The 17,708-nt window shown below is 38.8% G+C and carries 16 protein-coding genes and 1 riboswitch; of the genes, 10 read left to right on the top strand and 6 right to left on the bottom strand.

The genetic code is table 11. The annotated features are described in order from the left end of the window. Positions 1-20: 20 nt before the first annotated feature. The 4 genes from MKX57_RS18630 to MKX57_RS18615 form a co-directional block, all read right to left on the bottom strand. Positions 21-692 (bottom strand): AroM family protein, encoded by a 672-nt coding sequence (locus MKX57_RS18630; protein ID WP_089985593.1) that lies wholly within the window; start codon positions 690-692, stop codon positions 21-23. Then, positions 665-1,840, bottom strand: coding sequence for an amidohydrolase (locus MKX57_RS18625; RefSeq protein ID WP_089985595.1), 1,176 nt, complete (start codon positions 1,838-1,840; stop codon positions 665-667). The genes MKX57_RS18630 and MKX57_RS18625 overlap by 28 nt, the downstream gene beginning before the upstream one ends. Further along, positions 1,837-2,907 carry an amidohydrolase family protein gene (locus MKX57_RS18620; protein WP_342550520.1) on the bottom strand — a complete coding sequence of 357 codons (1,071 nt, stop codon included), beginning with the start codon at positions 2,905-2,907 and terminating at the stop codon, positions 1,837-1,839. Before MKX57_RS18620 ends, MKX57_RS18625 begins: the two co-directional genes overlap by 4 nt. Before the next feature lie 63 nt (positions 2,908-2,970). Next, positions 2,971-4,572, bottom strand: coding sequence for an ABC transporter substrate-binding protein (locus MKX57_RS18615; protein ID WP_089985597.1), 1,602 nt, complete (start codon positions 4,570-4,572; stop codon positions 2,971-2,973). Positions 4,573-4,788: 216 nt separating this feature from the next. Between MKX57_RS18615 and MKX57_RS18610 the strand changes: the two genes are divergently transcribed. The 10 genes from MKX57_RS18610 to MKX57_RS18565 all read left to right on the top strand — a co-directional run bounded on the left by MKX57_RS18610 (position 4,789) and on the right by MKX57_RS18565 (position 14,218). After that, complete coding sequence (locus tag MKX57_RS18610; RefSeq protein ID WP_008180362.1) at positions 4,789-5,751, top strand: ABC transporter permease; 963 nt, start codon at positions 4,789-4,791, stop codon at positions 5,749-5,751. A gap of 2 nt (positions 5,752-5,753) precedes the next feature. After that, the gene (locus MKX57_RS18605) at positions 5,754-6,620 is read left to right on the top strand and encodes an ABC transporter permease (RefSeq protein WP_008180364.1); all 867 of its coding nucleotides are present in this window, start codon (positions 5,754-5,756) and stop codon (positions 6,618-6,620) included. 17 nt (positions 6,621-6,637) lie between these two features. Beyond that, the gene (locus tag MKX57_RS18600) at positions 6,638-7,660 is read left to right on the top strand and encodes an ABC transporter ATP-binding protein (protein WP_043990724.1); all 1,023 of its coding nucleotides are present in this window, start codon (positions 6,638-6,640) and stop codon (positions 7,658-7,660) included. Next, positions 7,644-8,651, top strand: a complete 1,008-nt coding sequence (locus MKX57_RS18595) for a dipeptide ABC transporter ATP-binding protein (protein WP_008180368.1) — start codon at positions 7,644-7,646, stop codon at positions 8,649-8,651. Before MKX57_RS18600 ends, MKX57_RS18595 begins: the two co-directional genes overlap by 17 nt. A gap of 54 nt (positions 8,652-8,705) precedes the next feature. Beyond that, on the top strand, positions 8,706-9,659 hold the full coding sequence (locus MKX57_RS18590; protein WP_008180369.1) for a DUF1177 domain-containing protein: 954 nt from the start codon (positions 8,706-8,708) through the stop codon (positions 9,657-9,659). Next, positions 9,652-10,920, top strand: a complete 1,269-nt coding sequence (locus tag MKX57_RS18585) for an ArgE/DapE family deacylase (protein WP_090003230.1) — start codon at positions 9,652-9,654, stop codon at positions 10,918-10,920. The genes MKX57_RS18590 and MKX57_RS18585 overlap by 8 nt, the downstream gene beginning before the upstream one ends. 133 nt (positions 10,921-11,053) lie before the next feature. Then, positions 11,054-11,815, top strand: a complete 762-nt coding sequence (locus tag MKX57_RS18580) for an IclR family transcriptional regulator (RefSeq protein ID WP_043990725.1) — start codon at positions 11,054-11,056, stop codon at positions 11,813-11,815. An 11-nt stretch (positions 11,816-11,826) separates the two neighbouring features. Continuing rightward, entirely contained in the window at positions 11,827-12,750 is a 924-nt protein-coding gene (locus MKX57_RS18575; RefSeq protein WP_090003229.1) for an aminopeptidase, read from the top strand. Between the two features lie 240 nt (positions 12,751-12,990). Next, positions 12,991-13,458, top strand: coding sequence for an NUDIX domain-containing protein (locus tag MKX57_RS18570; protein ID WP_107922407.1), 468 nt, complete (start codon positions 12,991-12,993; stop codon positions 13,456-13,458). After that, the gene (locus MKX57_RS18565; protein ID WP_239354785.1) at positions 13,442-14,218 is read left to right on the top strand and encodes a prolyl oligopeptidase family serine peptidase; all 777 of its coding nucleotides are present in this window, start codon (positions 13,442-13,444) and stop codon (positions 14,216-14,218) included. Before MKX57_RS18570 ends, MKX57_RS18565 begins: the two co-directional genes overlap by 17 nt. Positions 14,219-14,297: 79 nt before the next feature. Here MKX57_RS18565 and MKX57_RS18560 read toward each other — a convergent pair whose 3' ends face one another. Further along, a complete protein-coding gene (locus MKX57_RS18560) occupies positions 14,298-15,254 on the bottom strand; it encodes an alpha/beta hydrolase (RefSeq protein WP_089985603.1) in 957 nt (318 codons plus the stop codon). Between the two features lie 87 nt (positions 15,255-15,341). Then, positions 15,342-16,928 carry a phosphoenolpyruvate carboxykinase (ATP) gene (gene pckA / locus MKX57_RS18555; protein ID WP_089985604.1) on the bottom strand — a complete coding sequence of 529 codons (1,587 nt, stop codon included), beginning with the start codon at positions 16,926-16,928 and terminating at the stop codon, positions 15,342-15,344. Between the two features lie 392 nt (positions 16,929-17,320). Continuing rightward, positions 17,321-17,439, top strand: a riboswitch (SAM riboswitch). The last annotated feature ends 269 nt before the right edge of the window (positions 17,440-17,708 follow it).

The following is a 17,708-nucleotide window of genomic DNA, read 5'->3' as shown; positions in this document are numbered from 1 at the left end:
AATCACCTCAGTAGAGGATATTAACATATTGCCTTTAATATAGTAAAAACAGCTTCACGTGGAACGATGATAGGTATATTCAGTTGATGTTTAATCATATTTTTCATCGGTGTGGAATAGCCCATACAATCAAGAATGAGCAAATCAGCACCATCGTATTCTAATTGCTGTGCCTTTGCTAATAAATCGTGTGCATTAAAGTGATAAGGTGAACTTGCAGAGAAATTCACTTCAAAATGAGCTTTTTGCCATTTTTCTGCAACCGTTATTTGTTGATCAGGCTCAGGGCCTATTAAACCTATGGCTAATTCCGTATGAAGGCCTTTCACTAAATTAGTCATCATACGATCCGGGAGTAATAGATTTTTAATGGATAGTTTATTGGCAAAATCGCCTGTACACATTAGTAAAATCCAAGTAAAGCCATGGAGATCATGAAGGCATTGCTGAATATAAGGCATGAGCTTTGCTTTACTTAACCTTACCTGCTGACCATTTGTCAGGAGAGTCACTAAAACATCAGTGTCTTCCTGTGAGGGAGATAGCGCTGAAATTTCAGATGGAGATAGGGAATCAAGGACACCAAATTCATGAACATGGAGGCCATCTTGTTTTAAATGCTGAATATCCTCCGCCATATCTTTACGAGGAGCTTGACCAATAGTTACAATGGCAATTTTTGAGTGTTCCATTGTGCTTCCTCCGCTTCAAAATATTTTTCTCCGTTTACATAGGTTTGTAGTACTTTCGCTTCCGTTTCAAAAATAGGGTGAGACCACACAACAAAATCAGCATCTTTACCTTCCTCAAGACTACCAATTCGATGATCAAGCTGTACAAGCTTAGCGGCATGTATCGTAATGCTTTTTAAGGCTGTTTGTTCATCTAACCCATAACGAATTGCTTCAGAGGCGCAATACTTTAAGTACTGAATGGGTACAAAGGGATGATCCGTCATGATAGCAAAAGGAATACTATGCTCTTTAAATATCGCAGCAATAGCTGGTGTAGAATGCCGGGTTTCATATTTAGATGGGGTTAACATATAGGGACCAAGCGTTGCATGGAATCCACTATTTTTTACTGCATCAACAATGAGATAGCCTTCTGTACAATGCTCTAAATGGAGCTTCACATTAAATTCTTTGGCAATTCGTATAGCGGTCATAATATCATCTGCTCTATGGCAATGAAGACGAAGGGGCATTTCACCACGGAGTACCTCAATAAATGGTCGTAATTCCGAATTTCGGAATACCTCTTCAGCTTGCTCCTGTTCATTCAGCAGGCTAGCCCGTTGGAAGCCATCCCGTAGCAGTTGAGCAATCGCCATACGGGTCATTGGCTTTCGTTTATATTGATTACCAAAGACGTTCTTTGGATTTTCCCCTAATGCTCCTTTTAATCCACTTCGTTCTACTAGGACGCGAGAAGCGAGAGTGGGACCTGCTGTTTTCAGGATACTCCAAATACCACCAATAACATTGGCACTACCCGGACCAGTTTGTACAGTTGTCACGCCACCTTCGAGGGCATGCTGAAAGGAGAAATGGCGAATATCAACACTGTCTAAAGCATGCATAAGCGGCGTAAATGGTTCGCTATATTCATTAGCATCATTAATATCTTCAGTTACTTCTGCCCATGTTCCTACATGTGCATGGATATCAATTAATCCTGGTGTGACATATGCTCCCTGTAGATCGATTAAGTGCGCATAAGGGGGTATTTCTTTTGCTGGCCCTACATAAACAATGCGTCCATCTTCAACCCATAGCTGTTCAAAAAAATCATTTTGTTCATTGACTGTGAGAAACGTTGCATGATGATAAATTATCATTTTGACATACCTTCTTCCGTTGCATAAACTTTTTCCCCTTTAATAAAAGTAGCGATAACCTGTGCATCTAAATTTAATGGGTGCTTATCCCAAATCACAAAATCAGCATAAAGGCCATCACGAATAGCACCTGTTTTATGGGCAATGCCTAGGAAATTAGCAGCACCTGTTGTCAAAGTATAGAGAACATCGGAGCGTGACATACCTTCTCTAACAGCTAAACAACCTTCTAATGTCAGATGGGATGTGCTACTAACAGGGTGATCTGTACAAAAAACAAATGGAATTGTTTGAGTGAATAGCTGATGATACAGCTTTGGTGACAGCTCCATCATCTCATTATGCTCAATATAACGGAATGTCGGCCCAGCAATAACCGTATGGAAAGCTGTTTCTTCAACAAGAGGAATTTCCGTGCCATGAATAATATGAAAGTCAAAAGCATTATTAAATTCTTGTTGTAGTCGATGAATTAATTCAATATCGACAGCTTTATGGGCCCGTACAACAATCTTATGAATGGAAGGTTCCTGTTGTTGAATTTGTTGGAGTGTGTCCCTTAAGATTTTAGCGATGCCCATACGAGTCAATGGCTTTTTCTTTTCAGCAAAAAATGTACTTTTTGCCTGGTGTCCAATAGAAAAGGAATATGCAACATCTTTTGCAATCATCATTTCATCTACAGTTGTATGTGTATGATGAATGATAGCCGTTTTGGCACCAATTAAGCTTTTGGGAGAAGGAACAATATGCGATGCTGTAACCCCATGTGAGACAGACTTTTGAAAGGCACCATCAAAGGGGTAAATACCATCAATAACTGAATATTGTAAGTGCGATTCAAATTCATAGCTATCATCACCTTCCCAACGAATGCCAATTTCAGCTAAACCAATTTGTGAACAACTATCGATAAGGCCAGGAGTAATATAATAGCCATCTAAATTTATTTCATTCTCGGCAGTAAGTGTAGCTTGTTCGAAATATTCTCCTTGCACTTGGAATGACTGTTTATCAAAGCTACGAGTGTCAGAGTTAAAGACAAGCCCATTTATATATCGAGTCATCGGATCAGATCTCTCCTTATGAAGAGAAAAGCGGAGACAAGAATCTCCACTTTTCTAGTTGAGTTATTTTGATAGGGATACGTTCGTACCATTTGGATGAACAATTTGAACAGAGTTATCAGCTGAAACTTCAAAGCCCTGTACATGTTTATTTACGCCTGCAACAGTTTGCGTTGCTTCTAATTCGATACGTGGAACATCCGCTAGTATAAGTTTTAATGCCTCTTGGTATAGTTTTGCTCGTTCTTCTTGTACGACTGTTTCGGATACAGCACGCTCCAATAATTTATCAACTTCTGGATTGCTGTAGCCTTTACCATTACCTAACGCTCCGATTTGATTTGTGTGGAATAATTGATAGAGGAAGAAATATGGATCTGGATACCAAGTCCAACCACCAATATTCATTGGAGCATTGCCCTTTGCTACTGTATCACTGTAAGTACCCCATTCAAGGACTTTAATTTCAACATCTATATTTAAATTTTTCTTCAATTGACTTTGGAAAATCGTTGCGTAAGGAACACGTGCCTCTGATACGTAAATCTCTGTTTTGAAGCCGTCAGCATAGCCGGCATCCGCTAATAATTTTTTAGCTTCTTCAGGATTATATTTCGGTACCATATCGACTAAGGATTTATCATAACCCCAAGAACCTGGAGGTAAAGGTAAATAGGAAACATCACCGCCACCCCATTGATTAACACCAGAAATGATTTCCTCAACATTTGTTGCCATATAAATGGCTTCACGTACACGCTTATCAGCAGTTGGGCCTACTTTATTGTTGAGATCCAGGTAAACAATGGATAAGCCCGGATTTGTTAACAGCTCAAGATTACTATCTTGATTGATAATTTCTCGATTTTGGCCTTTTACGTCCATCGCGATATCAATATCACCTGAACGTAATGCATTGGTCATCATATTTTGGTCGGAGATAAATTTCATTGCTAAATGGTCGAGATTTGGCTTGTCTCCCCAATAATTTTCATGGCGTGCCAGTTTTACTTCTTGGTCTTTTTTCCATTCTGTTAACTGGAATGGACCGGTGCCAATGAAATGCTCAGAAAATTTATCGCCCCATCCTTCAATCTCTTCTTTTGGAATAATGATATTCCCAGCATCAGTTAGCATAGCAAGTAGGGCAGCATTAGGAGTAGCTAAGTGAATCTCTACTTCATAATCAGATAGTACCTTAACCTCTGTCACGCCACTAAGACGATTCATAGCCGATTCTTTAGCAGAACGTTCTAATGAATATTTCACATCTTCAGCTGTCATCTCACGACCATCTTGGTATTGTCCCTTTTGGAATTTTACACCCTCACGTAATTGGAACGTATAAACTAACATATCATCTGATACTTTCCATTCCGTTGCTAATGAGGGAATGATATCCGACAGATCTTTGTTATAAACAACTAAAGTATCACCCATTTGACGCATTACCTGTGATTCATAAACCCCTGTATATTTGATCGGGTCAAACGTTTTGGCATTCGCTGAAAGACCAACATTTAATGATCCTCCAGAAGTAACTTCTCCATCTTGTTCATCTGATGAGTTATTTTTTTCTGTATTCCCACCACAAGCAGCTAAAACAGCAATCATTAAAGTTAAAAAGAAAAGTAGGAAAGATTTTTTTACGTTTATTTTCTTCATTCGTGCTAGCCTCCTTTATTATGTTTCACAATATGAACCGTTGATTCAAAAATGGTAGGTTCGAAATAAAAGTAGCACATTTGTAAACAAGAAGTAAATATAAAATTAAAAAAATTCAGAAAAAATATATTTACAAATAATTATCGCTAGGTGTAGTATTTAGTTATTCACAATATGAACCAATGATTCTAATAATGAAAAGGAGGTCTTAATAAGATGGGCTCATTTATTTTAAGAAGGTTAGTAAACCTTATTCCAACACTGTTAGTAGTTGGTATCATCGTATTTATTATCACGCGAATGATTCCCGGTGATCCGGCTTCTGTCATGCTTGGTCCCCAGGCTAGTGTGGAAGATGTAGAGAATTTAAGAGAAGAGCTGGGATTAAATAAGTCAATGCCTTCACAATTTATTTCATATGTAGGTGACTTAGCGCAGTTAAATTTGGGTTATTCCTATTCTTATAGTGAGTCTGTGTTGGGGCTTATTATCGAAAGATTCCCAAATACAGTTGTACTTGCACTAGCAGCCTTATTAATAGCTGTCGTAATTGGAATCCCCGCAGGTATATTGGCAGCTAGAAAACAAAATACGATCATTGATTATGTGGTCATGCTTGTGTCACTAGTAGGAGTATCCATGCCAATTTTTTGGTTGGGAATCATGCTTGTCTTATTCTTTAGTGTCAATCTTGGCTGGTTCCCTGCGACTGGAATGGGGAATATGAGTGAAGGTTTTTGGTCATATTTAAAGCATTTAATTTTGCCAGCCTTTGCTTTAGCAACAATTCCAATGGCGACATTCGCACGTATTACACGTTCGAGTATGTTAGAGGTCATTTCACAAGATTATATTAAAACAGCACGTTCTAAGGGCATAAAAGAATATTTGGTTATTGGGAAGCATGCGTTTAAAAATGCTTTAACGCCAATCTTAACGGTACTAGGTATGCAAATTTCTAATTTACTAGGTGGTGCCGTTTTAACAGAAACGATTTTTAGCTGGCCTGGGATGGGTCGACTGATTGTAGATGCGATAGATAAACGTGACTTTGTCGTTGTACAAGGTACAGTTATTTTCATTGCCTTTATCTTTGTCCTTATTAACTTAATCGTTGATGTGTTGTATAAGGTTGTGAATCCAAAGGTCAATCTAGAATCGAATGGAGGGAAGAAATAACAATGACTCAAGCAGTTGTCAATGAAACTAGAAAAAGAAATACATTGTTACGAAAGTTGCTTAAAAATAAATTAGCAACAATTGGGTTAGTGATTGTATCCTTGATGGCCATTGTTGCTATCTTCGCTCCATTAATTGCAACCCACCCACCAAATGAAATGACTGTTGGTAAATCATTTTTACCCATGAATACCGATGGACATTTGCTTGGAACCGATAACTATGGTCGAGATTTGTTTAGTCGTTTAGTTTATGGAACCCGAATATCTATGATTGTTGGAATTGCAGCAGTGTTATTTGGTGCTGTGTTTGGGACATTACTCGGTCTTGTTGCGGGATATTTTGGAGGCCGTAGTGATTCCATTATCATGCGCACGATGGATGGCCTTTTCGCCTTTCCATTTATTTTATTAGCTATTACGTTAATGACGGTATTAGGACAAGGGCTTGTAAACGTTATAGTCGCCATTGGTATAGCCAATATACCAGGGTTTGCTAGGCTTGTTCGTGGTCAGGTTTTAAGTGTTAAAGAAGAAGAGTTTATTGAGGTGACGCATTCTTTAGGGGCTACACATTCACGTATCATTTTTAGTCATATACTACCCAACTGTTTAGCTCCATTGATTGTCTATGGAACGATGAGTACAGCAGGCGCTATTATTTCGGAGGCTGCACTTAGCTTTTTAGGGTTAGGGGTACAGCCTCCAACAGCCTCATGGGGTAGCATTTTAAAGGATGGTAAAGACTTTTTAGTATTAAATCCTCAAATGGCGACATTTTCAGGTATCTGTATTTTATTAACAGTCCTTGGTATAAACCTGTTAGGAGATGGATTACGTGATGCATTAGATCCGAAAATGAAAGTTTAATGAAAGGGGATGGCGTCATGACTGAACGTTTACTAGATGTAGAAAACTTGACAGTAGAATTTAAGAGTGGTGGCTCTACAATGAAAGCTGTTAATGGAGTTAATTTACAATTAAATAAGAAGGAAACACTAGGAATTGTTGGTGAGTCTGGATCGGGAAAAAGTGTTACTGCCACTGCTCTCATGCGTTTAATTCCATCTCCGCCAGGAAAAATAACGAACGGAGTAATTCGTTTTAATGGGCGTGATTTAATAGGGATTTCAGAAAAGGAAATGCGGAATGTCAGAGGTAATGAAATGTCGATGATTTTTCAAGACCCTATTACGAGTCTAAATCCCGTTTTAACAGTGGGCAATCAAATTTTTGAAGTGATCCAAGCTCATGAGCATATATCCAAGAAGGATGCAGCAATAAAAGCTGTGGATATGCTGAAAATGGTAGGGATTCCGGAGCCAGAAAAGCGTTTGAAAATGTATCCTCATGAATTTTCAGGTGGAATGCGTCAACGTGTCATGATTGCTATTGCGCTTGCTTGTAATCCAAAGCTACTTATTGCTGATGAGCCCACTACAGCATTGGATGTAACTGTACAGGCTCAAATTCTTGATTTGATGAAAAAATTACAGCAAGAACATGATACGGCCATTATTATGATTACGCATGATTTAGGTGTAGTTTGGGAGCTTTGTGACAAAGTGAATGTCATGTATGCAGGCCGTACAGTGGAGTCGACTACAACAAGGCAGCTCTATGAAAAACCATTACACCCTTATACTTGGGGATTATTAGAGTCGCAGATTACGATGGGGACACAAGGACAGCAAAGGTTGCCAGCCATCCCAGGAAGTCCACCCGATCTAACCATGCCACAAAGCGGTTGTCATTTTGCAGCTCGCTGCCCGTTAGCAACGGATCTATGCCGTAGTACAATACCCGATTTAGTGGAAGTCCAGGACAATCATTTTGTAGCCTGCCATTTGCAATCAAAAGATCAAATTGTCGCTAGAAAGGTGGGGGTTTTTCATGCAACAGCCCAATGAATTGATCTTAAAGGTAAATAATTTAAAAAAGCATTTTCCTATTAAGAGCTCAATTCCTTTTAAAAAGTCCACACAATTTGTGAAAGCAGTAGATGGAGTAAGCTTTGAATTATTTAAAGGAGAAACACTTGGGATTGTGGGTGAATCGGGCTGTGGGAAATCGACGGTTGCTCGTTTAATCAACCAGTTAATAGCACCAACCGAGGGTATCGTTGAGTTTAAGGGAACCAATTTAGCAAGCTTAAATACGAAGGATATTCGCTCTGCACGAAAATCGATACAAATGGTTTTCCAAAATCCCTATGCATCCCTAGATCCTCGTAAAACGATTGAATATTTAATTGCTGAACCATTAGTGATACATGGGATAGGTGATGAATCATCACGTAAAAAGCGTGTCATGGAGCTACTAGAAACAGTAGGGTTGAGTGCTTATCATGCAAAGCGCTACCCCCATGAGTTTTCAGGAGGACAAAGGCAGCGCATTAATATTGCACGGGCGCTTGCACTTCAACCAGATATAGTTGTTTGTGACGAACCTGTATCCGCCTTAGATGTATCTGTACAGGCACAAGTAATCAATCTATTAAAAGATTTACAGAAAGATTTTGGTTTAACCTATATTTTTATTTCACATGATCTCAATGTAGTGAATTATATGTGTGATCGCATTGCAGTGATGTATTTAGGCAAAATTGTTGAAATGGGCACATATAAAGAAATTTATGATCACCCTCAACACCCCTATACACAGGCTTTGTTATCAGCTATCCCTAAGGAAAATCCTTTTGATACAAAGGAACGAATTATTTTAACAGGGGATGTTCCAAGTCCCGTGAATCCTCCGAGTGGCTGTGCCTTCCATAAACGTTGTCGTTTTGCCACAGACAAATGTGCAGAAGAGCAACCAACACTCGATACGGTGACAGCAACCCATCAAGTATCATGTCATTTATGGGAAGCTATTCAGCAAGAAGCATCTACAATATAAGCTTATAAATCATAATGAATAAAATTTTTTGATAGAAAAAGGAGCGGACTAATTATGTCATTGAAGCATGTTATGGAGTTATACGAGGTAATGGATAGTATGTATGTAAATGGTGAAGTTATGAAAGAGTATTTACACAATATTAATCCAGCAGCAGATGTAGTAGTTAAAACAATTAAAGGTGAAAATGGCTCAACCGATTTTGTCCGCGTTCTAGTGAAAGGTAAGAATGGTAAATCCTCAGGTGGCTATGCGCCTACATTAGGAATCATCGGTCGCTTAGGCGGTATTGGGGCACGCCCTGAAATGACGGGCTTTGTATCGGATGGAGATGGTGCACTAGCCTGTATGGCCTCCGCTGCAAAAGCGATTGATATGGCTTTAAAAGGTGACCAGTTAGAGGGGGATGTAATTTTCTCCACTCATATTTGTCCAACTGCACCCACTTTACCACATGAGCCAGTGCCATTTATGAATTCTCCAGTCGATATTAGCGTCATGAACGAGAATGAAGTGGAAGAAACAATGGATGCTATTCTTTCAATTGATACAACAAAAGGTAACCAAGTATGTAACCATAAAGGATTTGCCATTACACCAACAGTTAAAGAAGGTTACATATTAAAAATTAGTGATGATTTGCTTCAAATTTACACGCAATCAGCAGGTATTGCACCAGTTGTACTGCCGCTAACAATGCAAGACATTACCCCATATGGGAATGGTTTATTCCATATCAATAGTATTTTACAACCCGCTGTGGCGACATCAAGTCCTGTTGTAGGGGTAGCAATTACAACCGAATCTATCGTGGCAGGCTGTGCAACAGGTGCAACACATGTTACAGATGTAGAGAATGTTGTTCGATTTGTCTTAGAAGTGGCGAAAACGTACGGTGCACATAAATGCTCTTTCTTTGATGAAAAGCAGTTTACACATATGAAAAATTTATACGGTAGCATGAAGCATTTGCAAACTAAAGGAAATGAGGTACAAGCACATGAATGACTTACAAGCACTAAAATTGCAACTAGTAGATGAAGTGGAAAATCATCAAGAAGAGTTAATTGATTTTTGTTCGAAACTCATTCAAATTCCAAGTGTGAATCCTCCAGGAGATACGACTGAAATAACTGCCTTTATCGAGCACTATCTAAATGATGTAGGCATTGCTTACCAAAAATATGAGGCTGCGGATAAAATGTTTAATTTAGTAGCTTCTATTGGAAATGGTGAAGGCAAAGAACTTGTTTATTGTGGGCATACAGATGTTGTGCCTGTTGGAGACTTATCTAAATGGGATTTTGATCCTTTCTCTGGAGAAGTGAAGGATGGTTGGATGCTTGGGCGTGGTGCAAGCGATATGAAAGCAGGTTTAGCAGGTATTATTTTTGCTACAAAACTACTCAAGAAATTGAATATTGAATTGCCAGGAAAATTAACATTAGCCATTGTACCTGACGAAGAAACTGGTGGGGAATTTGGTGTTCCTTGGTTGTTGGAGCGAGGTTTAGTTAAGGGTGATGGATGTTTAATTGCAGAGCCTTCATCTCCATTAAATCCGACAATTGGGCAAAAAGGCTCCTACTGGTTTGAATTAGAAGTGCATGGGGAACCTGGACATGGTAGCTTATCACCTTTAGCGGGTCGTAATGCAATTAATGATGCAATCCGAGCTATTCAAGAAATTCGCACATTATGGGACATGAATATTGTCATTCCTGAAGAAGTACAGCCACTAATAGAAGTATCGAAAAAATATATGCGTGAAGTGGAGAAAGACCGCCTGAAATATCAAGAAGTACTAGAGAAAATTACTGTAAATATTGGTACAATTGAGGGAGGTACGAAGTCCAATGTTATCCCAGATTATTGTAAGGTACAGGTCGATTGTCGGTTACCATTCGGTATTACACAGGAGGAAGTAACGGAAATCTTGAAGAATAAATTAGATGCCTTAGACATTGAGTATTCGATCAGACGTTTTGGTTTCAAAAGTGTAGCCAATTATACCCCAGCTGAAAATCCCGTTTGCCAATCGATTGTGGATAATATTTCATTTGTAACAGGATTAGAAGCTTATGGTGTTATGCAATGGGCAAGCAGTGATGCTCGACATTTCAGACAGTATGATATTCCGGTTTTGCAATACGGCCCGGCCTATTTACCAAGCATTCACGGGTATAATGAAAAAGTGCGTGTTGAGGATATCGTACGCTGTGCAAAAGTATATATTACTGCTGCTATTGATTTCCTCTATCAAAAGTAAGAGATTAGCTACTCTCTTACTTTTGATAAAGTGATATCAGGTGCTGACGGCTGTTAAATCTTTCAATTAATCCCCCTTAAGAGAGGGATTTGCAGCCGTTTGTACAGATAAATAGATCAAAAGGATGAGAGATATGCTAAAGACGTTAAATTTATCAATTGCGGTTTTAAAGATGTTTACAAAGGAAAAGCCTGTATGGGGTGGTCGAGAGTTAGCGATGGCGATGAACATGAATCATACAAATTTATATCGCATTCTCGAAACATTTGAGAATAATGGGTTTATTACAAAGGATCCAGTAACCAAAAAGTACTCCTTGGGTATTGCATTATGGGAAATTGGTATGAATATGTATGATTCATTAAACATAGATCAGCTATGTATGCCTGTTCTTGATAACTTAAAGGATGTTACTGGTGAAACCGCCATATTTACAGTTTTAAATGGATTGGAAGCGTTAACTTTATTAAAAGCGGAGCCTGTGAATAAGGTGAAGTTTACTGTTTCAAGAGGAAGTAGATCTCCGCTTTATGTAGGTGCTTCCTATCGTTCTATGCTTGCTTTCCTAAGTGATGAGCAAATTTCTAAGGTTATTGATGAACCGCTAACCGCTTATACGACCAATACGATGACGAATGCAAATGACATACGGTTAGAGCTTGAAAAAATACGTAGCTGTGGTTATGCACTCAGTAACAGTGAATATTCCGTCGATGTATTGGCACTTGCTATGCCTATATTTAATAGTGATGAAAAGGTCGTAGCCTCTATCACTGTTTCTGGCCCTATCTACCGATTTACGGAACAACGAGTACCTGAATTTTTGGGTCCTTTAACAGATGCTAGAAATGAAATAGAAGGAATCATTCGTAGATATCATTTGAATTTTAATTAAGGAGTGCTACTATGCAGCATTTACATGATATTGCACTGAAGGTATTAAAAGATCATTTAAATGTTCAATCGTCAGAAACGCTTTTAATTTTGACAGATGTTCAAAAGCAAGACTTAGCAACAATCTTTTATGAGGCTGGGCTAACAATAACGGCTAATACAATGCTTATGGTTATGCCGTTATTGGAGAAATCAGGACAGGAGCCTATTCATGCAGTTTCATCGCTTTTGGCAAATGCTGATGTCTCACTTTGTTTGACCACTCACTCCTTGACACATACAGCAGCCCGTAAAAATGCCTGTGAAAAAGGTGGTCGTGTAGCGACTATGCCAGGTATTACGTGGGAGATGCTGGAACAAGGTGCGCTTCATGCAGATGCGCAAGAGATTGAGGAAATGGTAGAAAAATATGTCCAGCTTCTCGATAAGGCGGCAGGAATTCGAATTGTTAAGGATGGTCATGAGCTAACATTTAGTGTAGAAAACCGCTTAGGCATTCGTTCGACTGGCGTTATTCGCCAAGCAGGAGAGCATGGTAATATTCCCTCCGGTGAATCCTATATTGCGCCAATAGAGACATCTGCAAATGGTGAAATTTTAGTGGATGGTTCTATTGCTAATATTGGAGTCTTAAAGGAACCATTATTATTAAAAATTTCTAATGGACGATTAGTAGAAGCAATTGGTCCGGATGGTCCTCGATTGCTAGAGTTACTTGGCGAAGAGAATGGTCGGATCATCGCAGAGTTCGGCATTGGAGCTAATAAAAGTGCTATGTTATGTGGTAATGTATTAGAAGATGAGAAGGTCTATGGGACAATCCATATCGCATTCGGTAGCAATGTACCATTCGGTGGAGCAAATACAGCGGATGTCCATATTGATTGTGTAGTGAAAAATCCGGTTGTTTATTTCGATGGTGAACGAGTCATTTAATGTAAAGCGTGTCTTCATTTGAAGCACGCTTTTTTGCTTGCTTACACTATATTTAAAGTTGCTTGTTTCTGTATGATTACTCTATAGTTAACTTAGATAAACTAGAGGGATTTAAATGATTTGCACTTAGTGGAAATGCAATCCCAACAAAACAGAAATTAGGAATTCACGATGCCTGTAAGTGAAGGCAATGAAAAATGACTTCTGTTATTCAGCATGAAAGAACGTGAGGTTGAAGATATGTTAACATTTACAGATTTACATGGCCTGCGCGTAGAATTGAGTTTTACGAGAGGGGAGTCTACCGTAGAACCCAAACACGTCCTTGTTTTATTAAAGCATCAAAATAAGTGGCTATGTACTATACATAAACGACGTGGTGTCGAGGTGCCAGGTGGCAAATTGGAGAAAGGCGAAACGCTAGAGGATGCAGCTATAAGGGAAGTATTTGAAGAAACCGGTGTCCGTGTGAAAAATCTTCAATGGTTTGCAGAATATGCGGTTCATGATGACATATTATTTTGTAAAACGGTTTTTACTGCACAATTTGCTGGGCAGGAGGACATTGAATTTGATTTAGAAACATCCGGTATGCTGTGGTTATCTGATGAGGAATTTACCCATCATCCAAACTTGAGCTTTCATATGAAGGATGAAGGAATGAAGAAAATGCTGGAGGAGTTGAAACGACGTGACAAAAAATGGTGATATCGTTGAAAAGCGCGCCTATCCTTCACCCAATCCAGCAATACGTTTAACTGAAATTACTTATATGTCACAGGGCTTGCGAATAAAAGGACTTCTAGCAGAGCCGAAAACTGAGGGTACATATGATGGCTTTTTATATTTAAGAGGGGGTATGCAAAGCATAGGTATGGTAAGACCCTCACGTATTGCCCAATTTGCCGCTCAAGGCTTTATCGTCTTTGCACCGTATTATCGTGGAAATAGAGGTGGCGAGGGCAAAGATGAGTTTGCAGGGGCGGATCGTTATGATGCTGTTTTTGCTGTTGATGTACTGAAGCAATTTTGCAATGATAATATTCATGTTTTTGGCTTTTCGCGTGGAGGCATCATGGCTCTATGGACAGCAATTTTACGAAGGGATATTACTTCCGTTGTGACATGGGCTGGAGTTTCTGATGCAACGGCCACTTACTGGGAACGTACAGATATGCGACGGATGATGAAACGCGTTATCGGAGGAACACCAAACCGTGTACCGGAAGCCTATGATGCTCGTACACCTTTGTTTGAAGTAGAGCATATAACAGCTCCAGTGTTAATTATTCATGGCTATCAGGATGAGAATGTGGATATAGAGCATGCTAGACAACTGGCATTTTTCTTAGACGATGCTAATAAAACATACGAAACATGGTATGACCTTCATTATGCACACCAATACCCGCCAGCTAAAAATCGTGAAACCGTACGTGCTCTTTGTGAATGGATGAAGCAACACTAGAAAATGAAATTATTAAGGCCCCTTCTTAAATAGCTATCATCTGGAGATGAATAGGTATTCTAAAAGAAGGGGCACTTTATTATTTCATATAAGTTTCTAAGAAATACTGAATCGTTTCCCAATAGAGCTCGCCAGCTACGCTTTCCGCCTCGCCATGACCAGCACCTTCGACAAGTAATTTTTGCTTCGGTACATTTGCTGCCTCATATACGTCATTCAACATGGTCGAAGGGACAAAAGTATCGTTGTCTCCATGAATAAACAGCATAGGGGTTTTCGATTTTGCCACTTGATCAACAGCACTAGCTTCTCCCAGAGTATAGCCTGCTTTTAATTTAGTTACGACTGAAGAGAATTGCATAATTGGGAATGAAGGCAAGTGAAAGATTGCTTGTAATTGATAGGAAAATTCATCCCATACGGAAGAATAACCGCAATCCTCAATGATTGCCTTTACATTTGACGGCAAATCCTCGCCTGAAGCCATCATCACAGTGGCGCCTCCCATTGAAACTCCAAATAGCACAATTTCAGCATCTTTATTCCCGTTTACAATGTCGTCAATCCATGAAACAACATCAAAACGATCATGCCACCCCATGCCGATATAATCACCTTCACTTTGACCATGTCCTCTTGCATCGGGAATTAGCACATGATAGCCCATATCATAAAATTGTTTAGCATACTTAGTCATTTGTGTACCATCACTTGAATAGCCATGGAAAATAATTGCCCATTTGTCCGTGGGCTGGCTGTTTTGGATAGCGTAAGCATGCAGATTAAGAGAATCATAGGATTGAATAGCCTTCTCCTCATAATGCTTGTTAAACCATTGCTCACGGTCCTCTTTCTCTTGAGCCTCATTTGAATTGCTATCAATTAAATTATGGGGGGCATCTAGAACAGCTGTTTTATCAGTATCCGGATTTAATGCCAGATTATAAAAGTAGTTGCCTGCAAAAAAACCAGCACCAATAAATAATGCCAATAATATAGTAATGATTGCTACTAGTAATTTGTATTTTCTTTTCATATGTATCTCCCTATATTAGCTTCATCTATGTTTTATGGGAAAGAAAAAGAGAACGAATTATCTCGTTCCCTTTTCTTGTTCTAGTTGTTATTTTAATGGGCCACCAAGTGTAGTGATGGCTTCAGAAACGTTTGCAAATTTCTGGAAGTTTTCGTTGAATAAACCTGCAAGTTCAGCAGCTTTTGCATCGTATGCAGCTTTATCTGCCCATGCTTCACGAGGATTTAACACTTGTGAAGGTACACCTTCAACTGCTGTTGGGATGTGTAAACCAAATACAGCATCTTGTGTCGTTTCAACATTTGTTAATTTACCATCGATAGCTGCGCGCACCATTGTACGTGTATAAGAAAGCTTCATACGGCTACCAGTACCATATTCTCCACCAGTCCAACCAGTGTTCACTAGGAATACCTGTGCGCCATGTTCGTCAATTTTTTGACCTAACATTTCTGCATAAACTGTTGCAGGAAGTGGAAGGAATGGAGAACCGAAGCAAGTAGAGAATACTGGTTCTGGCTCTGTTACACCACGTTCAGTTCCAGCAAGTTTTGAAGTGAAACCACTTAAGAAGTGATACATAGCTTGCTCTTTTGTTAATTTACTGATAGGAGGTAAAACGCCAAACGCATCAGCTGTTAGGAAGATGATTGTTTTTGGATGACCTGCTACAGAAGGATCAACAATGTTTTCGATGTATTGAATCGGATAAGCTACACGTGTATTTTCTGTTAATGATCCATCATCATAATCACAAATACGAGTTTCTGGATCAACAGCTACGTTTTCTAAAACAGAGCCGAAGCGGATTGCATTGTAGATTTCTGGTTCTTTCTCAGCAGAAAGGTTGATCGTTTTTGCATAGCAACCACCCTCAATATTGAATACACCATTATCAGACCAGCCGTGTTCATCGTCACCGATAAGCTTACGGTCTGGATCAGCGGATAATGTTGTTTTACCAGTACCAGATAGACCGAAGAATAATGCTACATCGCCAGCTTCACCAACGTTTGCTGAACAGTGCATAGAAAGGATACCTTGTTGTGGTAATAAGTAGTTCATAATACCGAAAATAGATTTTTTCATTTCACCAGCATATTCAGTACCACCAATTAAGATAATTTTCTTTTCAAGTGATACAATGATGAATGTTTCAGAAGCAGTACCGTCAACCGCAGGATCTGCTTTAAAGTTAGGAGCTGAGATGACAGTGAAGTCTGCAACATGCGAAGCTAATTCGTCTTTAGTTGGACGGATAAATAATTGATGAGCGAAAAGGTTGTGCCAAGCGTATTCATTAATAACTTGGATGCTTAATTGTGAATCTTTGTCAGCACCAGCAAAGCCTTTGAATACAAATAATTCATCTTGTTCTTTTAAATATTTTATTACTTTTACATACAGGTTATCGAACACTTCAGAGGAAATTGGTTGATTGACTTTACCCCAGTCAATTTGATCTTTTGTGCTTTCTTCTTCTACTGTATATTTATCTTTAGGTGAACGACCAGTGTATTTGCCAGTTTCTGCACGAACTGCGCCATCTACTGTTAACATTGCCTCACCACGAGAAGTAGCTTTTTCTGCTAATTGTGGTACTGAAAGTTGAACGTTAATGTTACCGCCGCTTAATAATTCCTTCAGTTCGTTTGCAATTTCTACTGAATTCATCGATTAAATACCATCCTTTTTTATAGTATTCCCTTGATTTAGAGGGATTTTTTCTTAATTTCAAAAATAGTATAACACAATTGGTTAAATAATCTATACTAATTAAGAAATTATTTTAGAGTTTTTATTACTTTTCAATAAACTGACAAAAAATAATGTTTTTCGAGTAGAAAACATTCAATGCTACAGTAAATTGTCTAAAATTTGAGCCACACATATGTTACCACAAGATGCTAGGTATGTTGTAGGGATTAATTTTCTTCTGTTTACATCATCACCCAAGAATGAAAATTTTTATGGTGATTATTTGTTCCTTCCTTACTATACAGTAATACATAAGAAAATATTTGACAACGTTCTACCTTTTCAGTAACATGAAAATTGAACGGATACTCTTATCCCGAGCTGGTGGAGGGTCAGGCCCTGTGAAACCCGGCAACCTGCATGAATTATTTCACGACATGCGTTGGTGCCAACCTGATGCAAGGGAAAATCCCTTGAACGATAAGAGTGAAAGGTAACGAAGTCATTATTCCTTTCCTCATGTATAGTAACGTGAGTAAAGGATTTTTTTATTGTTAAAAATCAATGTAAAGGTAAGTATATGTAGTTCTTTCCTTATTATAATGACGGATCTTTCGAAATCCTCGTGTTAAAAGTAGCAGTTATTTTTTCACGTAAAGTGAAATGACAACAACAGCGGCTTGAGAGTTCAATCCTTAGGAGCGGACTTGACATGGGTAATGAGTACCGTATTCAAATACTTTTTGTAAGAGTAAT

Origin of the sequence: Lysinibacillus sp. FSL M8-0216, assembly GCF_038595555.1 — a bacterium.
Lineage (GTDB): Bacteria > Bacillota > Bacilli > Bacillales_A > Planococcaceae > Lysinibacillus > Lysinibacillus fusiformis.
Note: the sequence above shows the minus strand (reverse complement) of the source record. Positions and strands in the feature narration are given on the sequence as shown.

Coding starts and splice junctions, on each gene's coding strand:
- MKX57_RS18575 (WP_090003229.1), top strand. CDS start 11,827: ATGCAGCATTTACATGATATTGCACTGAAGGTATTAAAAGATCATTTA.
- MKX57_RS18570 (WP_107922407.1), top strand. CDS start 12,991: ATGTTAACATTTACAGATTTACATGGCCTGCGCGTAGAATTGAGTTTT.
- MKX57_RS18560 (WP_089985603.1), bottom strand. CDS start 15,254: ATGAAAAGAAAATACAAATTACTAGTAGCAATCATTACTATATTATTG.
- MKX57_RS18620 (WP_342550520.1), bottom strand. CDS start 2,907: ATGACTCGATATATAAATGGGCTTGTCTTTAACTCTGACACTCGTAGC.
- MKX57_RS18590 (WP_008180369.1), top strand. CDS start 8,706: ATGTCATTGAAGCATGTTATGGAGTTATACGAGGTAATGGATAGTATG.
- pckA (WP_089985604.1), bottom strand. CDS start 16,928: ATGAATTCAGTAGAAATTGCAAACGAACTGAAGGAATTATTAAGCGGC.
- MKX57_RS18615 (WP_089985597.1), bottom strand. CDS start 4,572: ATGAAGAAAATAAACGTAAAAAAATCTTTCCTACTTTTCTTTTTAACT.
- MKX57_RS18610 (WP_008180362.1), top strand. CDS start 4,789: ATGGGCTCATTTATTTTAAGAAGGTTAGTAAACCTTATTCCAACACTG.
- MKX57_RS18625 (WP_089985595.1), bottom strand. CDS start 1,840: ATGATAATTTATCATCATGCAACGTTTCTCACAGTCAATGAACAAAAT.
- MKX57_RS18585 (WP_090003230.1), top strand. CDS start 9,652: ATGAATGACTTACAAGCACTAAAATTGCAACTAGTAGATGAAGTGGAA.
- MKX57_RS18595 (WP_008180368.1), top strand. CDS start 7,644: ATGCAACAGCCCAATGAATTGATCTTAAAGGTAAATAATTTAAAAAAG.
- MKX57_RS18630 (WP_089985593.1), bottom strand. CDS start 692: ATGGAACACTCAAAAATTGCCATTGTAACTATTGGTCAAGCTCCTCGT.
- MKX57_RS18605 (WP_008180364.1), top strand. CDS start 5,754: ATGACTCAAGCAGTTGTCAATGAAACTAGAAAAAGAAATACATTGTTA.
- MKX57_RS18580 (WP_043990725.1), top strand. CDS start 11,054: ATGCTAAAGACGTTAAATTTATCAATTGCGGTTTTAAAGATGTTTACA.
- MKX57_RS18600 (WP_043990724.1), top strand. CDS start 6,638: ATGACTGAACGTTTACTAGATGTAGAAAACTTGACAGTAGAATTTAAG.